17 protein-coding genes are annotated in these 15,899 nt (G+C 34.8%); 12 read left to right on the top strand and 5 right to left on the bottom strand.

Translation table 11 applies throughout. From position 1 onward, the window contains the following. The first annotated feature begins 1 nt into the window (after position 1). The 7 genes from rsmA to BHU33_RS06975 all read left to right on the top strand — a co-directional run bounded on the left by rsmA (position 2) and on the right by BHU33_RS06975 (position 6,187). A complete protein-coding gene (gene rsmA, locus BHU33_RS07005; RefSeq protein ID WP_056997529.1) occupies positions 2-892 on the top strand; it encodes a 16S rRNA (adenine(1518)-N(6)/adenine(1519)-N(6))-dimethyltransferase RsmA in 891 nt (296 codons plus the stop codon). Between the two features lie 68 nt (positions 893-960). Continuing rightward, on the top strand, positions 961-1,191 hold the full coding sequence (locus BHU33_RS07000) for a Veg family protein (protein WP_054646737.1): 231 nt from the start codon (positions 961-963) through the stop codon (positions 1,189-1,191). A gap of 66 nt (positions 1,192-1,257) precedes the next feature. Then, positions 1,258-1,953 (top strand): metal ABC transporter ATP-binding protein, encoded by a 696-nt coding sequence (locus BHU33_RS06995; RefSeq protein WP_056997530.1) that lies wholly within the window; start codon positions 1,258-1,260, stop codon positions 1,951-1,953. Continuing rightward, a complete protein-coding gene (locus BHU33_RS06990) occupies positions 1,946-2,740 on the top strand; it encodes a metal ABC transporter permease (protein WP_054646736.1) in 795 nt (264 codons plus the stop codon). The genes BHU33_RS06995 and BHU33_RS06990 overlap by 8 nt, the downstream gene beginning before the upstream one ends. Positions 2,741-2,887: 147 nt before the next feature. Then, positions 2,888-3,718, top strand: a complete 831-nt coding sequence (gene purR, locus BHU33_RS06985) for a pur operon repressor (RefSeq protein ID WP_054646735.1) — start codon at positions 2,888-2,890, stop codon at positions 3,716-3,718. Between the two features lie 9 nt (positions 3,719-3,727). Then, positions 3,728-5,107 carry a bifunctional UDP-N-acetylglucosamine diphosphorylase/glucosamine-1-phosphate N-acetyltransferase GlmU gene (glmU, locus tag BHU33_RS06980; RefSeq protein WP_054646734.1) on the top strand — a complete coding sequence of 460 codons (1,380 nt, stop codon included), beginning with the start codon at positions 3,728-3,730 and terminating at the stop codon, positions 5,105-5,107. 72 nt (positions 5,108-5,179) lie between these two features. Then, positions 5,180-6,187: a ribose-phosphate diphosphokinase gene (locus BHU33_RS06975; RefSeq protein WP_054646733.1), complete on the top strand. Its 1,008-nt coding sequence runs from the start codon at positions 5,180-5,182 to the stop codon at positions 6,185-6,187. Between the two features lie 57 nt (positions 6,188-6,244). Here BHU33_RS06975 and yidA read toward each other — a convergent pair whose 3' ends face one another. Beyond that, positions 6,245-7,060, bottom strand: coding sequence for a sugar-phosphatase (gene yidA, locus BHU33_RS06970; RefSeq protein ID WP_054646732.1), 816 nt, complete (start codon positions 7,058-7,060; stop codon positions 6,245-6,247). A gap of 2 nt (positions 7,061-7,062) precedes the next feature. Further along, positions 7,063-8,433, bottom strand: coding sequence for an HD domain-containing protein (locus BHU33_RS06965; RefSeq protein ID WP_054646731.1), 1,371 nt, complete (start codon positions 8,431-8,433; stop codon positions 7,063-7,065). A gap of 139 nt (positions 8,434-8,572) precedes the next feature. On the opposite strand from BHU33_RS06965, the gene BHU33_RS06960 reads away from it, so the two are divergent. The 5 genes from BHU33_RS06960 (at position 8,573) to BHU33_RS06940 (ending at position 13,078) form a co-directional block, all read left to right on the top strand. Beyond that, entirely contained in the window at positions 8,573-9,007 is a 435-nt protein-coding gene (locus BHU33_RS06960) for a DUF1934 domain-containing protein (protein WP_054646730.1), read from the top strand. Between the two features lie 46 nt (positions 9,008-9,053). Beyond that, positions 9,054-9,557: a DNA-directed RNA polymerase subunit delta gene (rpoE, locus tag BHU33_RS06955; protein ID WP_054646729.1), complete on the top strand. Its 504-nt coding sequence runs from the start codon at positions 9,054-9,056 to the stop codon at positions 9,555-9,557. A 152-nt stretch (positions 9,558-9,709) separates the two neighbouring features. Continuing rightward, positions 9,710-11,326, top strand: a complete 1,617-nt coding sequence (locus BHU33_RS06950; RefSeq protein ID WP_054646728.1) for a CTP synthase — start codon at positions 9,710-9,712, stop codon at positions 11,324-11,326. Between the two features lie 119 nt (positions 11,327-11,445). Next, entirely contained in the window at positions 11,446-12,708 is a 1,263-nt protein-coding gene (locus BHU33_RS06945) for a UDP-N-acetylglucosamine 1-carboxyvinyltransferase (protein ID WP_056997531.1), read from the top strand. 121 nt (positions 12,709-12,829) lie between these two features. Next, the gene (locus tag BHU33_RS06940; RefSeq protein WP_054646727.1) at positions 12,830-13,078 is read left to right on the top strand and encodes a type B 50S ribosomal protein L31; all 249 of its coding nucleotides are present in this window, start codon (positions 12,830-12,832) and stop codon (positions 13,076-13,078) included. Between the two features lie 26 nt (positions 13,079-13,104). Here BHU33_RS06940 and BHU33_RS06935 read toward each other — a convergent pair whose 3' ends face one another. The 3 genes from BHU33_RS06935 to BHU33_RS06925 form a co-directional block, all read right to left on the bottom strand. Further along, on the bottom strand, positions 13,105-13,950 hold the full coding sequence (locus tag BHU33_RS06935; protein WP_054646726.1) for a DUF4097 family beta strand repeat-containing protein: 846 nt from the start codon (positions 13,948-13,950) through the stop codon (positions 13,105-13,107). Positions 13,951-14,072: 122 nt separating this feature from the next. Then, positions 14,073-15,314, bottom strand: a complete 1,242-nt coding sequence (locus BHU33_RS06930; RefSeq protein WP_056997532.1) for a multidrug efflux MFS transporter — start codon at positions 15,312-15,314, stop codon at positions 14,073-14,075. After that, positions 15,315-15,797 carry a low molecular weight protein-tyrosine-phosphatase gene (locus BHU33_RS06925; protein WP_225354781.1) on the bottom strand — a complete coding sequence of 161 codons (483 nt, stop codon included), beginning with the start codon at positions 15,795-15,797 and terminating at the stop codon, positions 15,315-15,317. Positions 15,798-15,899 lie beyond the last annotated feature (102 nt).

Raw genomic sequence — 15,899 nt, 5'->3', positions numbered from 1 at the left:
GATGAATGAAACTCCAGAAATAGGAAGTAAAACTAGAACAATGGCGATTTTAAATCGTTATCGTTTGAGTGCTAAAAAAAGTTTGGGACAAAACTTTTTAGATGATTTATCTGTTTTACATGGGATTGTAGCAGCAGCTGATATTACCGAAGCTGACGATGTGATTGAAATTGGACCAGGAATTGGGGCGTTAACTGAACAAATTGCTAAAAGTGCTCATCAAGTGTTAGCATTTGAAATTGATTCAAATCTGCTTCCGATTTTAGCTGAAACACTTGAGCAATATCACAACGTTAAAGTGGTTAACCAAGACTTTTTGCAGGCTAATTTACCAGAATTAATCGCAGAAAATTTTGATGGAAAACATCATTTGAAAATAGTTGCTAATTTACCTTATTACATTACCAAACCCATTTTGATGAGCATTCTAAAGGGAAATGTTGAATATGAAGCAGTGGTTTTGATGATGCAACAAGAAGTGGCTCAGCGAATTTGTGCTAAACCAGATTCACATGATTATGGTGCTCTAAGTGTAATTACTCAATATTTAGATGATGCTGAAATTGCACTTGAAGTATCACATAAGTCGTTTATTCCAGCACCAAAAGTTGATTCTGCAGTAGTCAAATTGACTCCGAGAAAAGCTAAAAAGCAAGTTGCTTATAATGAACAAGTCTTTTTTGGATTTGTGCACGGATGTTTTATGCATCGTAGAAAAACCTTATGGAATAATTTGCAGGGAATCTTTGGCAAAAAGCCTGAAATAAAAGAAAAAATCATTGTAGTTTTAACTGAATTAAAAATCAAACCAACGGTTCGTCCACAAGGTTTAACGGTTGACCAGTTTGTTGAAATGACTAATGCCTTTCACAAGGCAGGCCTATTAGGATAGTACGTTTACAAGTCGCTTTACATTCCAGGTGTTTCGTGGTATAATGATTGTATGCGAGGTGATTTGCAATGCAAATGAATTTGCCAGATATTAAGAGCTGGATTAAAGAGAACCTGGGCAGTGACATTAAGGTCATTGAACAAGCCGGTCGAAAAAGAACTAATGAATATGGTGGAGTACTTTCAGAAGCATTTCCAGCTGTATTTATTATTGATCTAGATTCAAGCGAACAACCTGCACATGCTTCTTTTACGTATACTAAGATTTTAACTGAAGATATTCAGGTAACATTTATTTAAACATAAAATTTAAAGGACCGTGAAGTCTTTTTTTTATTTTAAATTAGACAGCTAAAGGAGTATTTAATGAGTGATTTAATTTTAGAAACTCATGATTTATGGGAAGAATTTTCTGAAAAAAAGATTTTAAATAATCTTAGTTTTAAATTAAAACGAGGAAGTTTTTTGAGTGTCGTTGGGGAAAATGGAGTTGGGAAAACGACTTTAGTTCGAATTATCTTAGGTCAATTAAAACCAACTCATGGAACAATTAAATTTTTTCCGAACCGTAAGTCGATTCGGATTGGTTATGTTCCTCAATTTCGCAACATTGATGATGAATATCCGTTGTCAGTGAAAAATTTTGTGGCATTAAGCTTTAGTGGTTATAAATTACCCTGGCTGAGTCGTCAGGAACGCCAACAATTAAAACTGGTTTTACAAGAAACAGATTTAGAAAAAATCGCTAATGAGCCCTTAGGTCGTGCATCTGGAGGGGAAAAGCAGCGTGCTTATTTAGCACAAGCATTGGCAGTTCGTCCTGATTTACTGATTTTAGATGAATCAACTGCTAGCTTAGATCCAATATCAAAGGAAAATTTATTACGGTTAGTAAAAAAATTGAATGTTGATACGGGAGTAACCGTGTTATTTGTTACTCATGATATTCCCTTAGCTAAGCAATTTTCTGATGAATATTTATTATTGCAACCAAATGGGTACGAGGTTGGTCCGATTGATCAGTTACAAGTTGCTGATTATGAAGGAGGACAACATGTTTAGTTTTGAATTTATGCGCAATGCTTACGTTGCTAGTACAATTATTGCAATTGTTTGTGGATTTGTTGGAGTATTTGTAGTTTCTCGAAATATGCCCTTTTTAACGCATACTTTATCGGAAATTGGTTTTGCGGGTGCGTCATTTGGGATGTTTATTGGGATTACGCCGTTAAACGGGATGCTTATTTTTACTGTTATTAGTTCAATATTAGTTGGTAAAATGGGAACGAAGTCTTCAAGACGAGAAAATTCAATTAGTGCAATTTCTGGATTATTTATTGGTTTAGGGGTCTTGTTTTTAGCTTTATCAAATAAAAGTGCCAGTTATGCTACTAATATTTTATTTGGAAGTGTTGTAGGGATTAGTCAGAGTGATGTTAATCAGATGGTAATATTATCTGTGATTGTTTTATTAGTTCTTTTGGTAATTTACCGAAATTTGAAATTTGATTCGTTTGATCCAGTTGGGGCAAAAGCTCAACATGTAAATAGTGGATTGATTTCAATTATCTTCTTGGTGTTGCTGGCTTTGAGTGTTTCGGTAGCAGCTCAGATTGTAGGAGCATTATTGATTTTTATTTTATTAACACTGCCAGCAGCCAGTGCAAAATATTTTTCCCATTCCGTTAGTAAAATGATTGCTTTAGCAGTCGTCTTTGGACTGATTGGAGTTTGGCTTGGACTATATTTAGGTTATATTACTAATTGGCCAGTCAGTTTTTTCATTGCTACGATTGAATGTAGTATTTATTTTGCTGCCTTAGGTTTTAATCGGATTATGCAAAATTAAGCAGACAAAAAAATTAATCTGAAACAGTAGGAGAGATAAGTGAAAATTTATCTCTCCTTTTTTGTTAATTTTGCGTTAATTTGACGTAAAATCCGAACATTTATGCTAAAATTTTAGTTGAGTGCAAATAAATTACGAGGTGAAAGTATGAAAATCAAACGAAGTGAACGATTAGTTGATATGACAGATTATTTATTGAATCGTCCACATACCTTAATTCCATTGACTTTTTTTGCAAAACGTTATGATTCTGCTAAATCTTCAATTAGCGAGGATTTAACGATTGTAAAGAAAACATTTCAAGAACGTGGAATCGGGTTAGTTGAAACAGTTCCAGGTGCTTCTGGAGGTGCAAAATATATTCCCTATATTTTAAAAGAAGCTGCAGATGAGTTCATGTCTGAGGTAATTGAAATCTTGAATAATAGTCAGAGACTCCTCCCCGGTGGCTATGTTTATATGTCTGATATTTTGGGTGACCCGGAAAAATTACGCTTCTTAGGTAGAATCATCGTAACTCAATATTTAAACCAAAGAGTAGATGCTGTTTTGACTGTGGCTACCCGAGGAATTCCGATTGCGCAGGCTGCTTCTTCATACTTAAATGTTCCGTTAGTAATTGCCCGCCATGATTCTAATATCACTGAAGGATCAACGGTGAGTGTAAACTATGTTTCTGGATCAAGTAAAAAAATCAAACGCATGACGATTTCTAAAAGAAGTCTTGCTGAAAATTCAAATGTTTTAATTGTTGATGATTTCATTCATGGTGGTGGAACGATTAACGGTTTAACATCCTTGATTGAAGAATTTAATTGTAATTTAGTTGGTAGTACGTTCTTTGCTGAAGGAGCATACAGTAATAGTCAAGAATTTGGTAATTATACTTCATTAGTTAAAATGGAAAATGAACCAGATGGCGACATGAGAATTACTAAGGGTAATTATGACGAAAAAATCTTTGGAAGTGCAAAATAGGAGATTGGAATGGGTGAAAAAAATACAATCATTTTAGCTGCCGGTAAAGGAAGCAGAATGAAATCAAAATTATACAAGGTATTACATCAAATTTGTGGTAAATCAATGGTTAGTCATGTTTTAAGTCAAGTTACTAAGTTAAATATGACCCAAATTGTAACGGTAGTTGGTTTTGGAGCCGCTGATGTTGAAGCTGAACTTGGTAATCAAACTGAATATGTAGTTCAAGACCAACAATTAGGGACAGGTGATGCAGTTTTACGGGCAGAAGATTTATTAAAAGATTCTGATGGAACTACATTAGTAATTAGTGGTGATACACCGTTATTTACTGCAGAAACTTTAAAAAAACTTTTTGCTTATCACGAAGATAAAAAAGCAACGGCAACAATTTTAACTTCTCAAGCACCTAATCCAACTGGTTATGGCCGCATTGTCAGAAATGATCTGGGTATTGTGGAAAAAATTGTAGAACAAAAAGATGCTAATAGTGAAGAAAAAGCAATTCACGAGATTAATACGGGAGTTTATGTTTTTGACAATCAGCAGTTGTTTAAAGCCTTACATCAAATAAATAATCAAAATGCTCAGGGGGAGTATTATTTAACTGATGCAATTGAAGTATTGAAACAACAAGGCGGAACAATTGCAGCTTATAAAATGGACGATTTTGATGAGTCAATGGGAGTTAATACTCGGGTTGCACAAGCTGCGGCTACTAAAGTAATGCAGCGTCGAATTAATGAATATCACATGAATAATGGAGTTACCATTATTAACCCAGATGCAACTTACATTGACGATGGAATTGAGATTGGAAAAGATACAATTATTGAAACAGGAGTCCAATTACAAAACGGAACCAAGATTGGTAACGACTGTGTAATTGGAGCTAATTCAAAGGTTTCAGGGAGTATTATTCATGATGGAGTAACTGTGACTTCATCTAATATTGAAAATTCAGAGATGATGGAAAATTCCAATATTGGACCTAATAGTCATTTGCGTCCGGGATCTAAAATTGGGAAAAATGTTCATATTGGTAACTTTTGTGAAGTGAAACAAGCTGAGATTGGTAAAGGAACAAAGATGGGGCATTTAACCTACGTTGGGAATGCCAAATTAGGTAAGAATATTAATATCGGCTGCGGGGTGATCTTTGCTAATTATGATGGTAAACATAAACACGAAACCATTGTTGGAGACGATACCTTTATTGGAAGCAATGCAAATCTAATTGCGCCAGTAAAAATTGCCGATCATTCCTTTATTGCAGCAGGTTCAACCATTACCGATGATGTCCAGCAATACGACATGGCAATTGCCCGAACTCGTCAAACTAATAAAACGGATTATTATCAAAAACTTCCGTTTAATGGTGCTGAATAATTCGATTTGCTGAAATAGCAAAGGCATAATATAATTAAATTCAGATAGGACAAATAACCAACGGGGGATATTATGGCTACAAAAACTCAAGATTCAAAAATGAAAATTTTTTCATTAGATTCTAATCGTCCACTTGCTGAAAAAGTTGCTAAACATGTTGGCATTCCGCTAGGAAAAGCTTCAGTCGATCATTTTAGCGATGGTGAAATCAAGATTAATATTGATGAAAGTGTGCGTGGAGATAATGTTTATATTATCCAATCAACTTCGGCACCTGTTAATGATAATTTGATGGAATTATTGATTATGGTAGATGCCTTGCGACGGGCAAGTGCTGCTACCATTAACGTTGTAATCCCTTATTATGGTTATGCACGTCAGGATCGTAAAGCACGATCACGTGAGCCAATTACGGCTAAGTTAGTAGCAGATATGTTACAAACAGATGGAATCACTCGAGTGGTGGCACTTGATTTACATGCTGCTCAAATTCAAGGATTCTTTGACGTTCCAGTTGACCATTTGATGGGAGCTCCACTATTAGCCGATTATTTCATACAAAATGGCTTAGCAAAGGATGCAGTGGTAGTATCACCTGATCATGGTGGAGTTTCTAGGGCTAGAGCAATGGCAGAATTTTTAGGCGATCCGATTGCTATTATTGACAAACGACGTCCTAAGGCCAATGTGGCTAAAATTATGAACATTATTGGTGATGTAAAGGGGAAACGGGCAATCATGATTGATGATATGATTGATACTGCCGGAACCATTACTCAAGGAGCTCAAGCTTTGATTGATGCTGGTGCCACAGAAGTCTATGTATGTTGTACCCATCCTGTTCTTTCCGGACCAGCAACGGAACGTTTGGAAAAGTCTCCAATCAAACAAGTAGTTGTTACTGATTCAATCCAATTACCAGAAGATAAAAAAATTGCTAAAATCAAGCAAATTTCAGTAGCACCATTAATCGGTGATGCAATTTTAAGAATTGATCAAAATCGTCCGGTTAGTCCATTATTTAATTCACGTTTCAACTATGGAACTGATAAAATGAAGACTGATAAAGATAAAAATTAAAAAACGACTCTGGCTGCATTTAAACAGCTAGAGTCGTTTTATTTTTGCTTATTTTAATTAATCCGCATCATTTACGAACTTATTAATTGCATATGCAACACCATTTTCAGCATTGTCTTTTGTAACGAATTGAGCTGCTTCTTTTACATCATCAATTCCATTTCCCATACCAACACCTAAGCCTGCATATTTTAACATGCTGAGATCATTTTCTTGATCTCCAATTGCCATGACATTTTTAGTAGTATATCCAAGTTTTTCTGTTAGATTTTTCAAAGCATTTCCTTTTCCAGCTTTTTTATTCATAAATTCTAGAAAAACAGGGGTGCTTTGGACAACGTTTAATCGTTCTTTAATTGATTTTGGTAAATCATGATTGGCTGCAACAATCTTATCGTTATCATCAACGTACATTAATTTGGCAATATCGAATTCACGAGTGATTTCTTCTGGAGTTCGATAATTAATTGGTAATCTGACAAGCTGACTTTCAAATACACTGTAAGGACTAATGTTTCGATTAGTTACGTAAATGCCGTCAGTCGTTTCGATTTGGAAATGAATGCCGATTTCTCGAGACATCATTTCAACTTCTAAAAAGTCTTCGTAACTGACATCCATTTTAGCAATTATTTTACCAGAAACAGTTTCAACGACAGCCCCATTAAATGCAATTACATATTCATCATCCCCAGAAATTCCTAGTGGTTTTAAATAAGGTCGAATACCAGTGAGTGGTCGACCGGAACAGATGACAATTTTTATGCCTTTATCACGTGCCTTTTTAATTGCATCAATGGTGGGTTGTGCTAGTTCATTCTTTTCATTTAATAAAGTTCCATCTACATCAATTGCGATGATTTTAATATCCATTTTTAGTTCTCCTCTGGGTTAATTAAACTGTCATTTTTAATATATCTTTGAAAATTATCGTATATTTGTTGAAACAATTCAACGTTATTTTCTGGTTGCAGCATTTCTTTTGGAAAGAAGAAGCGACTATCCCCAACGTCTTTTCCAGTAATAGTTCTGACTAACAAACTAGCTTTTGATAATTCAATTAAACTACCGTCTTTTTCCATAAGTTCGATCTGAGCATTTTGATGACCACTGGCAGGATTATAAACATCATAAGGCTGATTGTAACTATTATCGGTAGCAGTATAATATTCAGGATTAAATCCGGCTGCTTCAATTAAACTTTGTAGTTTAGGAATTAAATCCTCAGTTTGATTATTAAACTTAGCTGACTTAAATGGCTTTCGATCAATAAAGCGATGAGATAAATCAGATAAAATTGAATCAGGATAATCTTTCCAAGCGGAAAAGTAAGTATTTAAAACACCATCATCTAACTTTAGGTAAGCTTGTAAGTCGGTCTCAGGGTTAAAAGTACCATTTAAAAATGGCATTAACAAGGTAGGGTTAAAATTTTGATTTAATTTAAAGTCATCGGCAAGTTCTTTTGAACGTAATAATAAATGAGCCAAAATAACTTCCATGGAACGAGAAATGGGATGAAAATAGACTTGTAGATACATTTGAAAACGAGAAACAATATAATACTCAATGGCATGCAGGCCACTCATTTTAAAGCAAATCCCATCTGCATAAGGCCGCATAACCTGTAAGATGCGATCAAGATCAAAATTTCCGTATTGAGCTCCTGTAAAGTAAGAATCTCGTAGTAAATAATCCATCCGATCGGCATCGCATTGACTGGAAATCATTTGGACAACTTGTTGGTTGTCATAAGTTTTATTGATGACACTAGCTACCCGATTAGGAAAATCGGGACCCATTTTACTTAATACCTGATTTACTTCAGTATCTGGTGAGGTAATAATCGCTTGAGTAATTTGTTCATGGTTGGTTCTGAAAATATGTTCAAAAGTATGAGAGTAAGGACCATGGCCAATGTCGTGCAGTAGTCCAGCACATTCAGCTACAATTCGTTCAGAGTCATCCCATAAACCATCACCTAATTCTTTGGAAGGATAATTACGCTGAAAATGATCACAAATTCGTCTTACAATTTCGTAAACCCCAAGTGAATGAGTGAAACGAGTATGCTCGGCTCCAGGAAAAGTTTGGGAAGTTGTGCCTAATTGATGAATCCGACGCAGTCGCTGAAATTCAGTGGTATTAATGAGATCCATGATAATCTGGTCTTGAATATAGATATGACTATGAACTGGATCACGAATCACTTTTTCTTGTTTCAATGGTTTAGAATAATATCCCATTGCTCGTTCCTCCAACTAGTTGATACCTACTATTATAGCTGAATTTTTTATATTCGTCAGATTTAACCATTTTTAGTGCATTTAAACCCCTTTGGCGTTAAAATTAAATCATAAAATAACGGGATTAAGGCGGCAGGAAATGGATAAAAAAAAGCGTGGACAAAAAATTTCGGTGGTAATTGATACCCAAATAACTCAAGAGCAACAAAGTGAAAAACATCATTTTGCTGAAACCGGTCAACTGATTAATATCAAAGAAAATTGGTATATTAGATTTGTCGAACATAGTGAGACTGGTGAGGTTCCAGTAACCTTTCGTGTTGATGATTCTCATGAAGTACGTTTAACTCGGAAGGCTGAAAGCCAGTTGAATTTGCTGTTTAAACAAGACGAAAAGACTGATAATTATTATGTTACTCCATATGGAACGATGAACATTACAGTGTTTGCTAGTAAGGTTGATGCCATGATCGACGTCAAAAATACTTCTGGACAAATTGAAGTGTCATATCAAATAATTACAGATGGAGAAACGGTAGGAAACTATCAGATTAAATTGCATTTTAACGCATAAATTAGTATCATTAAGTATAATGGTAAACTAGAAAGGCGTGTTTGATTTGGAACTTGAAAAATTAGATAAAGAAGAAAAAAGCGAATTATCAATGATTGAAGTAGCACATGCGATTCTTGCAGATAAGGGTCAAACAATGCAATTTCCAGACCTGGTTAATGCAATTCAAAAATATACTGAATTTAGTGACGATGAAATTAAAAGCAAATTAAATCAGTTTTATGCAGATTTAAATGTTGATGGTAGTTTCATTTCATTAGGTAATAATGTTTGGGGGCTTCGGACCTGGTATCCTTTTGACTCGGTTGATGAAGTAACCGCTAGCGAAGGAGAAGATCAGCCCAAAACCAAGAAACGTCATAAAATTAATGCTTTCTTAGCAGATGCATCGGATGAAGATGACGTAATTGATTACAACAACGATGATCCAGAAGATGATGACGATGTGATTGATTATGATAATGATGATCCAGAAGATGATGATTTTCATGACGATTTAGACGATGTTGATATTGCAGATGATGATGAAAAACATCCTGAAGAAGATTAAGCTTGACTAATAAGCTTTTTTTTACTAATATTCTACTTGGGCACTCTGCATAGTTGTAGGGTTATTCGAATAAAAAAGCTCCCCATTCATTGAACGGGGAGCTTTTTTAGTTTTATTGTTAAAAATTGTGAATAGATGAGAGGGGTACTAAAATGACCAAATATATTTTTGTTACTGGTGGAGTTGTTTCATCACTTGGAAAAGGGATTGTATCTGCTTCATTAGGTCGTTTATTAAAAAATCGCGGTTTAAGCGTTACTATTCAAAAATTTGATCCGTATATTAATGTGGATCCAGGAACGATGAATCCTTACCAACATGGAGAAGTTTTTGTAACGAATGACGGAACGGAGACCGATCTTGATTTGGGTCATTATGAAAGATTTATTGACAATGATTTAAATAAGTATTCCAATGTCACAACGGGGAAAATTTATAAAGAAGTATTAGAACGGGAACGTCATGGTGATTATTTAGGTGCAACCGTTCAAGTTATTCCACATATTACCGGGATGATTAAAGAAAAAATCATGCGCGCTGCTAAAACAAGCAATGCTGATATTGTAATCACTGAAATTGGTGGAACCGTTGGTGACATTGAGTCTTTGCCATTCTTAGAAGCAATTCGTGAAATGAGAAAAGATGAAGGTTTTGATAGTACTTACTACATCCATACAACCTTGGTTCCATATTTAAAAGCAGCTGGAGAAATGAAAACAAAGCCAACCCAACACAGTGTAAAAGAATTACGTAGTGTTGGTATTCAGCCAGATATGCTTGTACTTCGTTCTGAAAAACCAGTGACAGAACCAATGAAGAAAAAAATTGCGATGTTTTGTGATGTAGATGAAAAAAGTATTATTGAATCAACTGATGCCCCTAATCTTTATCAATTACCACTTAGTTTTCAGAAACAAGACATGGATGACCAGATTTTAGACCATTTTAATATTCAGGCACCCAAAGCTGATATGAAAAATTGGAAAAAAATGGAGCATCACATTTGTAATCTAAAAGGTCAAGTTAATATTGCTTTGGTTGGTAAATATACCAAGCTAAAAGATGCTTATATTTCAGTTGACGAAGCTTTACGTCATGCTGGATATGCTGCTGATGACAATGTCAACGTTACAAATATTGATGCTGAAGATATTAATGACGAAAATGTTGCTAAAAAATTAAAAAACTTTGATGGTGTGATTGTTCCAGGAGGATTTGGAAATCGAGGAATCGAAGGAATGATTACTGCAATTCGTTATGCTCGTGAAAAGGATATTCCATTCTTCGGAATTTGTTTAGGAATGCAGGTTGCCACAATTGAATATGCACGTGATGTGTTAGGTTATCAAGATGCTAATTCAACTGAATTTGATCATGATACTAAACATAACGTGATTGATTTAATGGCAGATCAAAATGATGTTAATGGAATGGGCGGAACACAACGTTTAGGTGCATATCCAGCCAAAATAAAACCTAAGACTCAAACAGCTGCCGCTTATGATAATCAAAAAGAAATTTCAGAACGTCATCGTCATCGTTATGAATTTAACAATAAGTTTAGAAAAGAATTAGAAGATGCTGGATTAGTAATTTCAGGGACATCTCCAGATGATCATTTAGTAGAAGTTGTTGAAGTACCCAACAAACGTTTCTTTGTAGCTGCTCAATATCATCCAGAATTTTTATCACGTCCTAATCGTCCTGAAGGATTGTTTAAAGCATTTATTGCTGCTGCTGATAAATATCATAAGAAAGCTGCAAAATAGTATTTTCTTAATTTTTACTTATTCATTCTTTAAATGTTGCTAATCCTATTGTAATGTGAGCTGTTTTTACTTATGATTGAGTACGTGACATAAAGTAGAAATAGTGAGGATTGTTAAATATGAGTACGATGAAAATTCAGGGAGGTCATCGGCTTTATGGTGACGTAACCATCGGTGGAGCAAAAAATAATATTGTTGCTTTAATACCAGCTTCAATTCTATCCGATACGCCAGTAAAGTTTGAAATGGTTCCCGATATTTTAGATGTTCATAATTTAATGCTGATTCTCCAGTCAATGAATGTTTCATCAGAATTTTCTGATGGGAAATTAACTGTTAATCCAACTAATATAAAAGAAAGTCGCCTTCCTAGTAAGGCAATTAAAAGTTTACGTGCTTCCTATTATTTTATGGGAGCTTTGTTAGGGAAATTTCATCGCGCTGTCGTTAGTTTTCCAGGTGGTGATAATATTGGTCCGCGACCAATCGACCAGCATATTCGTGCTTTTGAGGCACTAGGCGCCCAGGTTACTGAAAAAAATGGAACTGTTTATATTGATGCAACTAGTAACGGTTTAAAGGGTGGCTCGATTTTTTTTGATATGGTTTCGGTAGGAGCAACAATTAATGCCATTTTGGCGGCTACAAAAGCTGATGGAGTAACGACTATCCATAATGTAGCTAAAGAGCCTGAAATAGTAGATATTGTTTCCTTTTTAAATGATATGGGTGCTAATATTAGTGGAGCAGGAACTGATGTGATTCGAATTGAAGGAGTTTCACGACTCGCAGCAAATCACATTCATACTGTAATTCCTGATCGAATTGAAGCTGGAACATATCTTTCATTGGCTGTAGCAGTTGGCGACGGCATCTTAATAAAAAATGTTATTCCAGATCATTTACAAGCATTTACAAATAAACTATCCGAGATGGGTGTTCAGTTAGAGATTAATGAAAATAGTATCTATGTTCCCAAAAGCCAAAAATTGCATGGGGTCAAGATTACTACTGCACCATTTCCGGGATTTGCTACTGATTGGCAGCAGCCGATTACCCCAGTGCTTTTAGGAGCAGATAGTGAGAGTATTATTAAAGATACGATCTATCCAAAACGTAAAATGCATGTTGGGCAACTAAGTGAAATGGGTGCGAAAATCAGAGTAACAGATGATAATTTAATTGTAATTGATCCTAGTGACCAATTGCGAGGAACCACTGTTTCAGCTGGTGAGATTCGCGCCGGGGCTTCTTTAGTGATTGCTGGTTTAACCGCTAAAGGAGAAACGATTGTAACTAATACGGATAATATTTTGCGTGGCTATGATAATATTGTGAAAAAATTAACGGGATTACATGCAGAAGTTGAGTTGATTAAGTAATATAACTGGATTATTAGGGGGGTTGTTGCATACAATCTTTATTAGTGGTAAACTACAAAAGTTGAGTTATTGATAAATCAATCTCTGGATTTTATAAATTCAGGGCAAAAGGAGCGATATTATGAAAAAAGGAATTCATCCAGATTTTCATCAAGTAGTATTTCAAGATTCAAGTACTGGATTTAAGTTCATTACTGGATCAACTGTTACTTCAGAAGATACGATTAAAATGGAAGATGGTAACACTTATCCATTAATTCGTGTTGAAATTTCTTCAGATTCACATCCATTTTACACTGGGAAGCAAAAGACTGCTCAAGCAGATGGTGCTGTTGATCGTTTCAACAAGAAGTACGGTTTACAAAATTAAATTTTTTTACATATTCAAACTATCTGTTAGTCAGTTGAATTGTTAGCATTTTTAATTTTGGTTTTTGGTAAATCTAAGTCACCGCCATCTGTATCAATATTACTTTGGTTAACTTTAGCATTTTTAAGTAGGACATCTCCGCTGTCACTATTGATTGTAACTTTGTCATAATTAATGGTTTTTTGATTAGAAATGTTAACATCTCCAGATTCACTATTAAAGTTAAATACTGATGCAAATAAATCATGGGCCTTAATATTGCCACTTTCAGAGTCGGCTGTCATGTTTTTGAAATGAGAATTATTTAGATTAATATCACCTGATTCACTAAATAATTGACTGTCATTTTGAACTTTAATTTGATTTAAGTTAATGTCGCCACTTTCTGATTTAACTGTTAATTTTTGTGGATTCGTTTTGGTTAAGTGTACGTCACCACTATGACTAGCAATGGTTAAGTTTTCGATAGATGAATCAAGTTGAACATCAGCAGCTTTAGAATTAATTTTTAAGTTTGTAAGGTTCATATTTTTTGGCACGGTAACATTTACCACTGATTTAGGCTGTTTAAAATCAATTTTTATGCCCCAAAGATGATTTTTTTTCTGAGGATGACTGATTTTAATTTGGTCATCTTTATTTATAACAGTCGTCTTTTGCTTATCTGGAAACTTAGATTGGACTTTAAATTCAGATCCAGTTTTCACAATTACTTTGGAAGGAACATCAATTGTAAGTTTATGTATCTGATCGGTATTTTTGACAGTTTGGCTGGTTGTATCTGCATTTGCATGAGCAGCTAGCCCCCCGATTGTTAGTGTACAAGTTGCCACGCAAATCCCTAACATTAAAAGTAAAGCTTTTTTAGACATTAAATCAATCCTTTCTTTTTTAGTATTAATGATAATTTATCATTATTTGTTAAGTACTACAACATAAAAAATAAAAAGTCGTTATCAGCAAGTACTACTGATAACGACTATTAACAAATTTTTTATGCTTTAATTTTATTAATATTTTTGGTTTCACGAAGGACTAACACCAAGTTGATGAAAACTAAGATTGAAGTTGAAATGAAAACACCAGAATAACCAAACATTGATGAAATAACGGAACCAATCATTGGTCCACTAAAATTACCAATGGCCTGGAAACTCTGATTCCAACTAAATATTCTTCCAGTAACTTTGGCAGGAGTGTTTTTAGCAATAATTGCTTGAACTGCGGGTAACATACAAGCATTTGAAATTCCTAGTAAAAATCTTAGTCCCATTAGTTCCCAGACATTTGTCACAAAAGCCATGGGGATATAAAGAACAATTGCTAAAATAAAGCCGAAGGTCATAATTTTTTCAGTTCCGATTTTATCACCTAGGGCACCAAAACGAGGTGCAGCAATCAGAGTGGAAATTCCAGGAACAGCAGCTACAATTCCACTGAAAAATGTTACTGATGGACTATTGTTCATGATTTGCCGCACATAAAGGGACAGGATTGGTGAGATGGAGTAGTTGGAAGCTTGAATAATCATGGTTGTAATAAACATTCCAAAGATTAATTTAGGTCGTTTTAGGACTTTAATCACTTGCTTAGTGTGTAAATTTTTTTCTTTGGTAACTGGGGTGAATTTTTCTTTGACGAAAAAAATTGTGATTAAGAAAACCAAAAACATCAAGGTTCCGGTGATGAAAAAAGTAACTCGATAACTAAAGATTGAAGCTAAAATCCCACCAGCAAATGGACCGAGTAAAGATCCTGAAACTCCACCAGTTGATAGTATCCCTAATGCTTTACCACTTTCTTTTTTAGGAACTTGAATTGCTAAAAGGGCATTTGAGTTTGGAAAGTATCCAGAGAAAATTCCTTGGATAAATCGCAATGAGATTAACTGCCAAACGTTGGTAGCAAATCCCATTAAAAGAACAACGATTGCCATGATAAAGGATGCCCGTAGTAACATAATGCGACGTCCATAACGATCAGCTAAGCTTCCCCAAATTGGTGAAACTACCGCAGCAGCCATGAAAGAGGCAGAAAAGGCTAATCCACTATATAAATTAAGTTGACTTTGGGTATATTTTCCTAGAGTATCGATGTAAAGAGATAAAAACGGCATCATTCCGCTAAATCCCATTGAAGTTAGAAATAAACCAAACCAGAGAGCAATTAAATTTCGGTGCCAAATACTACGTGGTACGACTTCTCCTTCATTGACATCAGTATCACTAGCCGTCAATTACCGCACCTCCTGATTATGCTGCTGCATCTGATCAAGCCAAAGTGGCAAAGATTCATGCAGCATTTGATAAGTATCTTCAAAACGATGGGTATACCAAGGATCTACGATACTTTTTCCAGCTTGTCCAGGGACAATATCCATACATAAATGTAATTTATTTTGTTCTTTCACTGGAATTATTTGTTTTAAATCTGCCAGATTGGATTTATCCATGGTAATAATATAGTCTGCAGTTTCAATGTCTTTTTTGGTAATTAAATGCGAACGATGTCCTTGATAATTTAACTGATGTTTATCCATAATTTTTCTAGCCCCAGGATGAGGCTGATTTCCTGATTCTTCACTGCTAGTAGCAGCAGATGTAATATTGTAATTGTTTGCAATTCCGCGTTCTTGGACTAATTTTTTAAACATCGCTTCGGCCATTGGGGAGCGACAAATATTTCCAAGACAGACAAACAAAACGTTGTTTTTTTGCAATCTGATACACTCCATTCTAAATTAAAGTTAGTATCCTTATAATAGCAGTTTTCTAGTATAATAATCACGTATTTAAAACTGCACTTGGTTTAGATAATTGAT

The organism is Fructilactobacillus lindneri DSM 20690 = JCM 11027 (assembly GCF_002907375.1).
GTDB classification, from domain to species: domain Bacteria; phylum Bacillota; class Bacilli; order Lactobacillales; family Lactobacillaceae; genus Fructilactobacillus; species Fructilactobacillus lindneri.
The sequence above is the reverse complement of the archived record's forward strand: the minus strand, read 5'-3'. Positions and strand labels throughout refer to the sequence as shown.

Excerpts from the sequence above, each read along its gene's own strand:
- rsmA (WP_056997529.1), top strand. The coding sequence starts at position 2 with ATGAATGAAACTCCAGAAATAGGAAGTAAAACTAGAACAATGGCGATT.
- BHU33_RS07000 (WP_054646737.1), top strand. The coding sequence starts at position 961 with ATGCAAATGAATTTGCCAGATATTAAGAGCTGGATTAAAGAGAACCTG.
- BHU33_RS06995 (WP_056997530.1), top strand. The coding sequence starts at position 1,258 with ATGAGTGATTTAATTTTAGAAACTCATGATTTATGGGAAGAATTTTCT.
- BHU33_RS06990 (WP_054646736.1), top strand. The coding sequence starts at position 1,946 with ATGTTTAGTTTTGAATTTATGCGCAATGCTTACGTTGCTAGTACAATT.
- purR (WP_054646735.1), top strand. The coding sequence starts at position 2,888 with ATGAAAATCAAACGAAGTGAACGATTAGTTGATATGACAGATTATTTA.
- glmU (WP_054646734.1), top strand. The coding sequence starts at position 3,728 with ATGGGTGAAAAAAATACAATCATTTTAGCTGCCGGTAAAGGAAGCAGA.
- BHU33_RS06975 (WP_054646733.1), top strand. The coding sequence starts at position 5,180 with ATGGCTACAAAAACTCAAGATTCAAAAATGAAAATTTTTTCATTAGAT.
- yidA (WP_054646732.1), bottom strand. The coding sequence starts at position 7,060 with ATGGATATTAAAATCATCGCAATTGATGTAGATGGAACTTTATTAAAT.
- BHU33_RS06965 (WP_054646731.1), bottom strand. The coding sequence starts at position 8,433 with ATGGGATATTATTCTAAACCATTGAAACAAGAAAAAGTGATTCGTGAT.
- BHU33_RS06960 (WP_054646730.1), top strand. The coding sequence starts at position 8,573 with ATGGATAAAAAAAAGCGTGGACAAAAAATTTCGGTGGTAATTGATACC.
- BHU33_RS06950 (WP_054646728.1), top strand. The coding sequence starts at position 9,710 with ATGACCAAATATATTTTTGTTACTGGTGGAGTTGTTTCATCACTTGGA.
- BHU33_RS06945 (WP_056997531.1), top strand. The coding sequence starts at position 11,446 with ATGAGTACGATGAAAATTCAGGGAGGTCATCGGCTTTATGGTGACGTA.
- BHU33_RS06940 (WP_054646727.1), top strand. The coding sequence starts at position 12,830 with ATGAAAAAAGGAATTCATCCAGATTTTCATCAAGTAGTATTTCAAGAT.
- BHU33_RS06935 (WP_054646726.1), bottom strand. The coding sequence starts at position 13,950 with ATGTCTAAAAAAGCTTTACTTTTAATGTTAGGGATTTGCGTGGCAACT.